7 protein-coding genes are annotated in these 11,738 nt (G+C 68.5%); 3 read left to right on the top strand and 4 right to left on the bottom strand.

Annotated features, from left to right (window positions below; genetic code table 11):
* Positions 1-106 precede the first annotated feature (106 nt).
* Entirely contained in the window at positions 107-805 is a 699-nt protein-coding gene (locus A5775_RS23365; protein ID WP_067257884.1) for an MBL fold metallo-hydrolase, read from the top strand.
* Between the two features lie 18 nt (positions 806-823).
* On the opposite strand, the gene A5775_RS23360 is transcribed toward A5775_RS23365, so the two are convergent.
* Positions 824-1,267, bottom strand: coding sequence for a universal stress protein (locus A5775_RS23360; RefSeq protein WP_067257883.1), 444 nt, complete (start codon positions 1,265-1,267; stop codon positions 824-826).
* 284 nt (positions 1,268-1,551) lie between these two features.
* On the opposite strand from A5775_RS23360, the gene A5775_RS23355 reads away from it, so the two are divergent.
* Positions 1,552-3,135 (top strand): glycosyltransferase family 39 protein, encoded by a 1,584-nt coding sequence (locus tag A5775_RS23355; RefSeq protein ID WP_067257880.1) that lies wholly within the window; start codon positions 1,552-1,554, stop codon positions 3,133-3,135.
* 11 nt (positions 3,136-3,146) lie between these two features.
* Here A5775_RS23355 and A5775_RS23350 read toward each other — a convergent pair whose 3' ends face one another.
* The 3 genes from A5775_RS23350 to A5775_RS23340 all read right to left on the bottom strand — a co-directional run bounded on the left by A5775_RS23350 (position 3,147) and on the right by A5775_RS23340 (position 8,998).
* Complete coding sequence (locus A5775_RS23350; RefSeq protein ID WP_067257878.1) at positions 3,147-4,565, bottom strand: MFS transporter; 1,419 nt, start codon at positions 4,563-4,565, stop codon at positions 3,147-3,149.
* A 57-nt stretch (positions 4,566-4,622) separates the two neighbouring features.
* Entirely contained in the window at positions 4,623-6,800 is a 2,178-nt protein-coding gene (uvrB, locus tag A5775_RS23345) for an excinuclease ABC subunit UvrB (protein ID WP_067257873.1), read from the bottom strand.
* A gap of 143 nt (positions 6,801-6,943) precedes the next feature.
* A complete protein-coding gene (locus A5775_RS23340) occupies positions 6,944-8,998 on the bottom strand; it encodes a serine/threonine-protein kinase (RefSeq protein ID WP_067257871.1) in 2,055 nt (684 codons plus the stop codon).
* A gap of 155 nt (positions 8,999-9,153) precedes the next feature.
* On the opposite strand from A5775_RS23340, the gene A5775_RS23335 reads away from it, so the two are divergent.
* On the top strand, positions 9,154-11,703 hold the full coding sequence (locus A5775_RS23335; protein WP_197512868.1) for an FHA domain-containing protein: 2,550 nt from the start codon (positions 9,154-9,156) through the stop codon (positions 11,701-11,703).
* Positions 11,704-11,738: the final 35 nt, after the last annotated feature.

Below are 11,738 nucleotides of genomic sequence, written 5' to 3'. Positions count from 1 at the left end.
ACTTCTTCGTTGCCGCAACGCCGATCCCGGGTCGGAGTTGCGCACGGCGCATTCCATGCTATGTGCCCATACCGACAAGCAGCGTGTGACCAGTAACGTGGCCGCTATGACAGCCCAGGACGGCCCCACTGACAAGCTTGTCGACAACTACACGGGACACGTCGACCCTGGTACCGCGGCCCGCCGGACCCTGCCCGGCGCCACGATCATAAAGGCGTCGGTAGGCCCCATGGACAACAACGCGTATCTGGTGACGTGTTCCGCCACCGGCGAAACACTGCTCATCGACGCCGCCAACGACGCCGACGACCTGATCGGCCTGATCCGGCAGAACGCACCGAAGGTGTCGCTGATCGTGACCAGCCATCAGCACTTCGATCACTGGCAGGCGCTGGAGGCCGTGGCGACCGCGACCGGGGCGCCGACCGCCGCGAACGAGATCGACGCCGATGCCCTGCCGGTCAAACCGGACCGTTTGCTGGCCGGTGGTGACACCGTGCAGATCGGCGAGCTGAGCTTCGACGTCATCCACCTGCGGGGGCACACCCCCGGATCGATCGCACTGGCCCTGGACGGGCCCGCGACCGGCGGGACCACCCAGTTGTTCACCGGCGACTGCCTGTTTCCGGGCGGCGTCGGCAAGACCTGGCAGGCCGGCGATTTCGACCAGTTGCTCGACGACGTCACCACCCGGGTGTTCGACGTGTACGCCGACTCGACGGTCATCTACCCCGGCCACGGCGACGACACGGTGTTGGGCGCAGAACGCCCCCACCTGAGCGAATGGCGCGAGCGAGGCTGGTAGCCCCAGCCGGGCGGGCGGCTACGTCGTGGTGTGCACGATCAACACGTCGGTCTTGGCCCGGCGCGAGACGTTGGCCGGCACCGATCCCAGCAGCCGGCCGGCGATGGTGCTCAGACCGACGTTGCCGACCACGAGCAGATCGGCCTGCTCTTCCTCGGCGAGGTGCACGAGCGCATCGACCGGCGCGCCCACGATCGGGCGTTCGTCGATGTTTTTCGCACCGGCCGCGTGGGCGCGGTCCCTGGCGTCGCGCAGAATGGCGTAAATCGGCGCGGTGCCCGAAACCTTGTAGCTCTCGTCCCGGAGGGCGTCGGCGGCCCGGGCGTCCTCATGTTGGGGCAAGTACGCCGAGGCCACGATCAGCTTGGCGTCCGGTCCGGCGATCTGGGCCGCCTTCTCTACCGCACGCATTGACGAGTCCGAGCCATCGGTTCCTACCACCACAGTCCGATAGGCGCCCATTTACCCTCCCAGTTTCGGTTGGTCAGCCAACCCAAGACAGTATCGCGTTTGCTCGGTGCTGAGGAGAAAGATTTGCGACACAGTGCGACGTGGCGCGCCCGCAATTTGCGGGGGCCGGCTGCGCCACCCGACAATATCGCCGATGACAAAACAATCAAATGCTGTCGGCGACGGCGGAAAGTATTGCATTACGCTGCCTTTCGCGAATACGGACGCGAACTGAGAATGCGGCGGGAGCTCTTTGTGACCGGTTCGACGGGCCGCGCCCTAAAGTAACAAGCATCATGTCCATGCCCACCCTCGAGCCGATTTTCGAGCCGCATACCGGGGATATCGTCGACGATCCCGTCGCCGCCCGCCCCCGCGGCAGGTTGCTCGACCCGTGGGCGATCGCCCTGTTCGCCACCGTCGTCAGCGCCGCCTGGGCCTGCCGGCCGTCGCTGTGGTTCGACGAGGGGGCGACGATCTCGGCCGCGGCGAGCCGGACGTTGCCCGAGCTGTGGCGGCTACTGGGCCGCATCGACGCCGTGCACGGGGCGTACTACCTGGTGATGCACGGGTGGTTCGCACTGTTCCCGCCCACCGAGTTCTTCTCACGGTTCCCCAGCGCCCTCGCAATCGGCGCCGCCGCCGCCGGGGTCACGGTGTTCACCAAGCGGTTCGCGACGCGCCCGACGGCGGTGTGCGCGGGCGCGATTTTCGCCATCCTGCCCCGCACCACGTGGGCGGGCATGGAAGCGCGTCCGTACGCCTTCGTGGCGGCCGCGTCCGTGTGGCTGACGGTGCTGTTCGTGGCCACCGCCCGGCGCAACAGGCGGCGCGGGTGGGTTTGGTACGCGCTGGGACTGACGCTGTCGATCCTGCTCAACGTCAACCTGGTCCTGCTGGTGCCGGTGTACGGCGCGATCCTGCCTCTGCTGCTCCCCGCAGGGTCCCGCAAGTCTCCGGTGTTGTGGTGGGCCGCCACCTCGGCCGTCGCGGTCGCGGCCATGATTCCGTTCGCGCTGTTCGCCCATGGCCAGGTCTGGCAGGTCGGCTGGATCTATCCCGTGAGCTGGCATTACGCGTTCGACATCATCCTGCGCCAGTATTTCGACCACAGCGTCGCCTTCGCGGTGCTGAGCGCGGTCGTGATCGTCGCGGCGGCGGTGACCAGGCTGGTCGGCGCGCCGGCCGCGGCCGGCGACCCGCGCCGGTTGTTGGCCATCTGTGCGGCGTGGATGGTCATTCCGACCGCGCTCGTCGTCATCTATTCGGCCGTCAACGAACCGATCTACTACCCGCGCTACCTGATCTTCACCGCGCCCGCGATGGCCATCGTCCTGGCCGTCTGCATCGTCACGCTCGCCCGCCGGCCGTGGCAGGTGGTCGGCGCGGTGCTGTTGTTCGGCATTGCCGCGACGCCGAATTATCTGTTCATCCAGCGCTGGCCGTATGCCAAGGAAGGGTGGGACTACAGCCAGGTCGCCGACCTGATCAGCTCACACGCCGCCCCCGGCGACTGCCTGATGGTGGACAACACCGTGCCGTGGAAGCCCGGGCCGATCCGGGCGTTGCTGGCCACCCGCCCGGAAGCCTTCCGGTCGCTGATCGACGTCGAACGCGGCGTGTACGGCCCCAAGGTCGGATCGCTGTGGGACGGCCACGTCGCCGTATGGCTGACGACGGCCAAAATCAACAAATGCTCCACAATCTGGACCATTACCAACAAAGACAATTCGCTGCCCGACCATCAATCGGGACAATCGCTGCCGCCCGGAAGCGCATTCGGGCGCGCCCCGGCATACCGATTCCCGGGCTACCTCGGCTTCCACATTGTCGAGCGTTGGCAATTCCATTACTCGCAGGTTGTCAAGTCCACGCGGTAGTCGCTGACGGCTCAGCCGACGTTGACGACGGGCCGCGCCTGGCGGACCGAGCGCGTCGCGGCGTACGACACCGCCACCCCGGCGGCGCTCAATGCGGTGAAGACCGTGAACAGCAGGTGGGCCGCCACCGCTTCGCCGCCGGTGGCGGTGTTGACGACGACCCCGGCCAGCCCGCCGCCGATCGCCGCGGAGGTCAGCTGGACGGTGTTGATCGCCGCCGAGGCGGCGCCGCCCTCGGCCGGGTCGTTGACGCAGGCCATCGCGCGGGCCGACAGGTGCGGCCAGGCCATACCGATGCCGATGCCGGCGACCAGCAGAGCCACCGCCCATAGGCCGGCGGTCCATGCAGACGCGTCACCGTGCCGGGCCACGGCACCCATCGCCAGGCCGGACGCGGCCACCAACGGCGCCACCATGACCACCCGCCCGATCGTTCGCGGGTTTTCCAGCGACGCGCTGACGATTTCGCTGACCGTCCAGCCGAGGGCGAGCGCCGCGCCCAGGAAGCCGGCCGCGATCGGCGTCAGATGGGCCAACCGCTGCCCGAACAGCGGCACATACGTGTTCACCATCGCGGCACCCATCAGTACACCCATGGTGAGGTAGATCCACTTCAACGGTCCCGGAGAGAACACGCTGGGCGGCAAGATGGCCGAGTGCATGCGCCAGTCGACGATCACGAACAGGCCGACCAGCGCGATGCCGGCCGCGAGCAGCCCGTACGTCGCCACGGTGTTGCGCGGAACCTGCGCGACGCTGACCGCCAACGCGGCCACGCCGATGATCAGCAGCGACCACACCGGCACCTTCATCCGCGGGATCCCGTTCGTCGGGGCGACGCGGGCCAGCGCGACCGGCACCAGCAGGGCCATCAAGGCGGTCAGGATGGCCATCACGACAAAGGCCCACCGCCAGATCCCGAGCTGCGCGAACAGCCCGCCCGTCGTGGGCCCGACCACGGTCGCGACTCCCCACATCGCCGACACCAGCGCCGAGCCCCGCGTCCACAACCAGCGGGGCAGCGCGGAGTTGATCACCGCGTAGCCCAGGCCGGCCAGCAGGCCCCCGGCCACGCCCTGCATCGCCCGCCCGGCAATCAGGACGTGCATGTTGGGCGCCGCACCGCAAACCAGGCTGGCGATCCCGAACACGGCGAGTCCGAACAAATACGACGACCGCGCCCCGATGCGCAGCAGCAGCGGATTGACCATCGTCGCAGCGACCACCGACCCGACCAGATACAGCGTCGTCACCCACGCGTAGAGCCGGCTGCCGCCGATTTCGGCGATGGTGTTGGGCAACAAGCTGGTGGTCAGGAACTCGTTTGTGGCGTACAACGCCACCCCGCCGGCCAGCAGGATTGACGTTCTCAGGTACCGCGCGCCCAGCAGCTCTCGCCAGCCGCCGGTGATAGTCGCCGCGTCGGTCACCCCTCTACCGTATGGGGTGGCGCGGGGGTACCGGCCGGAGATCGGTTGCCAGCAAACTCATTTCAGCCCGGCGGCGTCCATCCCGCGCAGTTCCTTTTTGAGGTCGGCGATCTCGTCCCGGAACCGCGCGGCCAGCTCGAACTGCAAGTCGCGGGCGGCGGCCATCATCTGCGCGGTGAGGTCTTTGATCAGGTCGGCGAGTTCGGCGCGGGGCATGCTGGCCGTGTCGCGGCCCTCGAACACCCCGGCGCTGACCGCGCGGCCCGGTTCGCCCTGCGCGCGCCGGCCCCGGGACGCGTTACGCCCTGACCCGCCGATCTCCACCACGCTGGCTTCTGTATCAGAGGCCTCGCGATAGACCTGGTCGAGGATGTCGGCGATCTTCTTGCGCAGCGGCTGCGGGTCGATGCCGTGGGCCTCGTTGTACGCGACCTGCTTGGCCCGGCGCCGTTCGGTCTCGTCGATGGCCTCCTTCATCGAGTCGGTGATCCTGTCGGCGTACATGTGCACTTCGCCGGAGACGTTGCGGGCGGCGCGGCCGATGGTTTGGATCAGGCTGCGCGCGGACCGCAGGAATCCCTCCTTGTCGGCGTCGAGGATGGCCACGAGCGACACCTCGGGCAGGTCCAGGCCCTCACGCAGCAGGTTGATGCCGACCAGCACGTCGTACTCACCGAGCCGCAGCTGACGCAGCAGCTCCACTCGGCGCAGCGTGTCGACTTCCGAGTGCAGATAGCGCACCCGGATGCCCATTTCGAGCAGGTAGTCGGTGAGGTCCTCGGCCATCTTCTTGGTGAGCGTCGTGACCAGCACCCGCTGGTCGGCGTCGGTGCGCTTGCGGATCTCGCCGATCAGGTCGTCGATCTGCCCCTTGGTCGGCTTGACCACCACTTTCGGGTCCACCAAGCCGGTGGGCCGGATGACCTGCTCGACGAACTCGCCGCCGGACTGGCTGAGCTCGTAGGGGCCCGGGGTGGCCGACAGATACACCGTCTGCCCGATGCGGTCGGCGAACTCCTCCCACGTCAGCGGGCGGTTATCGCACGCCGACGGCAACCGGAAGCCGTACTCGACCAGGTTGCGTTTGCGCGACATGTCGCCCTCGTACATGCCGCCGATCTGCGGCACGGTGACGTGCGACTCGTCGATGACCATCAGGAAGTCTTCCGGGAAGTAGTCGAGCAGGGTCGCCGGCGGGGAACCCGCCCCCCGGGCGTCGATGTGGCGCGAGTAGTTCTCGATGCCCGAGCAGAACCCGACCTGGCGCATCATCTCGATGTCGTAGTTGGTGCGCATCCGCAGCCGCTGCGCCTCGAGCAGCTTCCCCTGGCCCTCCAGCTCGGCCAGCCTGGCGGCCAGTTCTTCTTCGATCGTCGAGATGGCGTGGGCCATCCGCTCGGGGCCGGCCACGTAGTGGGTGGCCGGGAAGATGCGCAGCGAGTCCACCTGCCGGATCACGTCGCCCGTCAGCGGGTGCAGGTAGTAGAGCGCCTCGATCTCGTCGCCGAAGAACTCGATGCGCACTGCCAGCTCTTCGTAGGACGGGATGATCTCCACCGTGTCCCCGCGCACCCGGAACGAGCCGCGGGTGAAGGACAGGTCGTTGCGGGTGTACTGGACGTCGACCAGGAGTCGCAGCAGCGCGTCCCGGGGCACCTCGTTGCCGACCTGCAGTTCCACCGAGCGGTCCAGGTAGGACTGCGGCGTGCCCAGGCCGTAGATGCATGACACGGACGCCACCACGACCACGTCGCGGCGCGACAGCAGCGACGACGTCGCGGAGTGCCGCAGCCGCTCCACATCGTCGTTGATGGAGCTGTCCTTTTCGATGTAGGTGTCGGTCTGCGCGATGTACGCCTCGGGCTGGTAGTAGTCGTAGTACGACACGAAGTACTCAACGGCGTTGTGCGGCAACATCTCCCGCAGCTCGTTGGCCAGCTGGGCGGCCAGCGTCTTGTTGGGAGCCATCACCAGGGTCGGCCGCTGCAGCCGCTCGATGAGCCAGGCGGTGGTGGCCGACTTCCCGGTGCCGGTGGCGCCGAGCAGCACCACGTCGCGCTCCCCCGCGTTGATCCGGCGCTCCAGCTCGTCGATGGCCGCCGGCTGGTCGCCGGCAGGGTCGTGCGGGCTGACCACTTCGAAGCGGCCGCCGACGCGCACCAGCCCTGCCACGGCCTCTTCGGCCGGGCGATATTCCGAATGAGCGACTACCGGGTGTTCGGTGGCGAATGCCATGCCACCAGGGTAGAGGCGATCACCGACAAGTGCGTTGGAGCCGGTCTGCACGGAACGCCGCGCCAATCGCCGCCGACGTGTGCTGAACGCGAGAATCGGCCGGAAATTCGCAAGGAGTGCACGTTCGGCGAGACTCCCTCCGCCTACCCCGCCGGGTGCGCCCACGTCCGGGTGACCGGATCGCATTGCAGCAGGTAGCCGTCGCTGGAGGTGCTCATCGCGAACACCGAGGTGCCCGGCCGGTCGCACGAGCTGCCGGCCGCGTGCACGCCCATCGTGATGGGGGCTTTGGCCCAGCTGCTGCCTTCGCACACGATCTGCTCGTTGTTGGTCGGATCGTAGGCGACCTTGCCCACGTCACCGCACAGCCCGCCGAACACCGGCGGCGACGGAGCGGACGCGGGGGTCGAGGTGTTGATGACCTGGGTGGGGTCGCCCAACGTCACCGCGGCCGGCGCAGCGCCGGCCCGGGTGGCCACCACGGGCACCCGCACCACCGCCCCCTGAGCGCCGCACTCGTTACTCAGCACGGTTTCTGTCTTTGTGCCGCGCAGCGTGCCGTCGCCCTGCGGTGCCAGTGACCAGGCGACGGTTTCCTGCTGAGTGGCCGGGACCCGGCCGTTCGGCTGAGCGCAGCCCACGTGCAACTGCTCGGGCGCCCCCTGCCAGTAGCCGCCCACGTAGCGCAGGGTGTCGGTCTGGCCGCTGGGCGCCTGGTGGGTGAGATCGTCCAGCTGGGTCCCGGTGGCCGCGCAGCCGTTGGTCGTGCAGGCCGACCGGAACGCCCACCAGTCGGTGGTGGCTCCGCCGTGCCGGATGCCGATCCCGTTGGTGGTCCGCTTGGCCTGGTCGTAATCCAGCGTGTAGGTCCCATTCAGCACCGGTCCCCCGGCGGCGGGTGCGGCGCTGGGGGCGGGGACGGACGGTTTGGATGCCAGCGCCGGGTTGGGCGGCGGCGTGGCGGGCTGAAAGGAGTACAGGACCGACCAGGTCGCCGCGACGGCCACGAGCACCGCGCACACCAGCGCGGCGGCCCATCGGGTTTTCGACGAAAACCGGTGGTTCAAGGCCGCAAGGGCGCCGCCGGGCCCGCGCCGACGGTGCGGCGCCGACGGGGCGGTACGGGGCTGCGCGTTGCCGCCGGCCTCGGGGAACTGCTCGCTGACCGCCGCGGCGAACGCGCGGCACCGCGCGAACCTGTGCTCGGGCCGCTTGGCGAGCGCCTTTGAGAAAACGTCGTCGAGCTCCGCCAGGTCCGGCCGAAAATCGCTCAGCCGAGGAGGGTCCTCGTGCAGGTGCTGACTGATGACCGCGATCGGATTGGAATGCTGGAACGGCGGCGCGCCGGTGAGAAGATGGAAAGCCGTTGCGGCCAAGGCGTATTGGTCTGCCCGCCCGTCGATCGGAGAACCCGTCAGCTGCTCGGGCGCAGCGTAAGCCACCGTTCCCACCGCGACGTTGGTTTCGGTGATGCCGCTGATGTCGCCCAGATGACGCGCGACACCGAAGTCCGCCAACAGGATTCGGCGATCTTCGCCTTCGGGATGGGTCAGCAGGATGTTGGCGGGCTTGACGTCGCGGTGCAGCAGGCCGCGGTCATGCGCGTAGTCCAGCGCGCCCGCGACCGCTTGCACGATGGCGCACACCTCGTGGATCGGCATGCCCTCGGGGTGGCCCTCCTTGACCAACCGCGACGCATCGGTGCCCTCGACATAATCCATCGAAATCCACAGATGCCCGTTGAACGCGCCGCGGTCGTGGACGCCGACGATATGGGGATGCCACAGTGTTGCCGCGAGATCGGCCTCCCGGTTGAACCTTTCGCGAAACTCGGGATCGGCCGTCACCGCCTCGGCGAGGACCTTGATCACGTCGCGGCGCGGCAGCCGGGGATGCAAGGCCAGGTACACCTCGGCCATTCCGCCGGCGCCCAGCTGCCGCAAGATCGTGTAGCCGGCGAAGGATGCGCCATTGCCCACCGCGAGGCGCGACGCACTGGGCTCGCTGTGCCACTGTGCCGCTTCGGGTTCCGCGTTCGGCGCGGAACCCGCCGACGGTATCCGGCGCAACAGCTGTCCGATGGGCACGGCGGGCAACGAGTGAAAGCCCGCGCGCAAGGCGTCACGGGCCTGTCGCGGGTTGTTCAGCAGTCGTCGCCCGGCGCCGATGCGCCGGGTCGTTCGCTTATGCTCATCCATCGATGCCTTGGCCCCCTCGTTCGAATAATGCCGTACGCCAGTGGGCGATTCGCCTCGGCCGGCTGTGAAGGCGCTATGAATAGCCGGGCCGAAACAAAGGGAAGTCACAGCCGGATCTCATAGAGGCACGGTCGGTGCGGGCCGATACTTGAACGGTGACTCGACCCGCCCCGCCTCTCCTGACGATTCGGCACGACGGGTCCCAACGCTCCTTCGCGGCCGGGCGCGAAGTGGTCGTCGGACGCGACATACAGGCCGATGTGCGGATCGCCGATCCGCGAATCTCGCGCGCGCACCTGATTCTGCGTTTCGATCAAGGCCGCTGGCTGGCAATCGATAACGGCTCGCTGAACGGGACCTTTCTCAACGGCTACCGGATGCCCGTCATCGATATCCACGACGGCCAGAGCATTCACGTCGGAAACCCGCGAGGCCCGCACCTGACCTTCGCGATCGGACCCCGCCAGGGCCACGCAAGCCCCGCGGCGCGCACCCGGCCCAGCCACGATTCCGGGCCGCCGACTCTGACGTGGTCCGCGGTTGGCGATCCGCACCGCGCGCGATCGCGGCCGGCGCCACGACCGCGCGTCGCTCCGCCCGAGGAACGGACGGTCATCGACCCCGGTTCGCCGGCCAGGTGGCAGCTCGCGCCGCCGTCCCCCACGCCGGCCACGCCGGCCACGGAATTCACTGTGGTCGACGCCAAGTCGGCCGACGTGTCCCACCTGGCGACGCGCTTTGTGCGATTGCTCTCGCCGCGCGCGTCGTCGGCCGCGGGCACCCTCGGCGCCATGACGATCGGGCGCGCCGCCGACAACGACATCGTCGTCTCCGACGTGTTGGCGTCGCGCCAGCACGCGACCCTGGTGCCCACCCCGCTGGGCACCGAGATCCGCGACAACAGCGTCAATGGCACGTTCGTCAACGGCACCCGGGTCGGTTCGGCAATCCTGTCCGAGGACGACGTCGTCACCATCGGCAACGTCGACCTGGTGCTCCGCGGCGGCACGCTCACCAAGCGCAGCGAGGCCGCGACGCGCACCGGCGGCCTCGAGGTGCGCAACGTCACCTACGTCGTCGACAACGAAAAGCAATTGCTGGACGACATCTCACTGATCGCACGCCCCGGAACGCTGACCGCGGTGATCGGCGGATCGGGCGCTGGAAAGAGCACCCTGGCCAGACTCATCGCCGGCTACACCACACCGAGCTCGGGTTCAGTGACGTTCGAGGGACACAACATTCACGCCGAGTACGCGTCCCTGCGCAGCAGGATCGGCATTGTGCCGCAGGACGACGTGGTGCATCGCCAGCTGACCGTCAACCAGGCACTGGGCTACGCGGCCGAGCTGCGGCTGCCGCCCGACACCGGCAAGGCGGACCGCGTCAGGGTCGTCGCCCAGGTGCTCGAGGAACTCGACCTGACCAAGCACGCCGACACCCGCGTCGACAAGCTCTCCGGCGGGCAGCGCAAACGCGCGTCGGTGGCGCTCGAACTGCTGACCGGGCCGTCGCTGCTGATCCTCGACGAGCCCACCTCGGGCCTGGACCCCGCGCTGGACCTGCAAGTCATGACAATGCTGCGCCAGTTGGCCGACGCCGGTCGTGTCGTGCTGGTTGTCACCCACTCGCTGTCCTACCTGGACGTCTGCGACCAGGTGCTGCTCATGGCCCCCGGCGGCAAGACCGCCTACCGCGGCTCACCCGAGCAGATCGGCGACGCGATGGGGACCACCAACTGGGCCAAGATCTTCACCCAGGTCGGTGCCGACCCCGAGGAAGCCAACCGGCGCTTTCTGGAACGGAGCGAGGCCCAGAAGCGCATGCCGGACAAGGCCGACGAGCCGGCCGGCCTGGGTGCGCCGGTGCACACCAGCGTGCGGCGCCAGATCTCGACCATCGCCCGCCGGCAGTTTCGCCTCGTCGTCGCCGACCGCGCCTATTTCGTCTTCCTGGCGCTGCTGCCCTTCATCCTGGGTTCGCTGTCACTGACCGTCCCGGGCAGCAACGGATTTCAGGTGCCCGGCCCCACTGCGGGGACCCCCGACGAGGCCGCACAGATCCTTGCCCTGCTCATGCCGGCCGCGGCATTCATGGGCACCGCCTTGACAATTCGCGACCTGGTCGGCGAACGGGCCATCTTCCAGCGTGAACAGGCGGTCGGCCTGTCCACCACCGCCTATCTGCTCGCCAAGAGCGCCGTGTTCTGCGCGTTCGCCATCCTGCAGTCGGCGATCGTCACGGCGATCGTGGTGGCCGGCAAGGGCGCGCCGGCGCACGGCGCAAACCTGTTCGGCCACTCCACGATCGGGGCCACCGTCGAACTGTTCGCCACGGTCGCCGCGACGTGTGTCGCCTCGGCCATTCTGGGTCTGGCCATCTCGTCGCTGGTGCGCTCCACCGAGCAGATCATGCCGCTGTTCGTGGTGACGGTGATGGCGCAGCTGGTGCTGTGCGGTGGCATGGTGCCGGTGACCGGCCGGCTCGGCCTGAACCAGCTGTCGTGGGCGATGCCGGCGCGCTGGGGCTACGCCGCCGCGTCATCGACGGTGGACCTGCGGCACCTGGTGCCCGATTCGCTGCTGTCCCAGGACCGGTTCTGGCAGCACACGCCGACGGCCTGGCTGCGCGACATGGGCATGCTGGCCGCGCTGTCGCTGTTGTACGCCGGCTTTGTGCGGTGGAAGATCCGGTTGCGCCGGTAGGGTGACATCATTCAGGAGGAGAAGCCAGATTCATC

It is taken from the genome of Mycobacterium sp. 852002-10029_SCH5224772 (assembly GCF_001667315.1).
GTDB lineage: Bacteria > Actinomycetota > Actinomycetes > Mycobacteriales > Mycobacteriaceae > Mycobacterium.
This window is presented reverse-complemented; position numbering and strand designations above follow the sequence as displayed.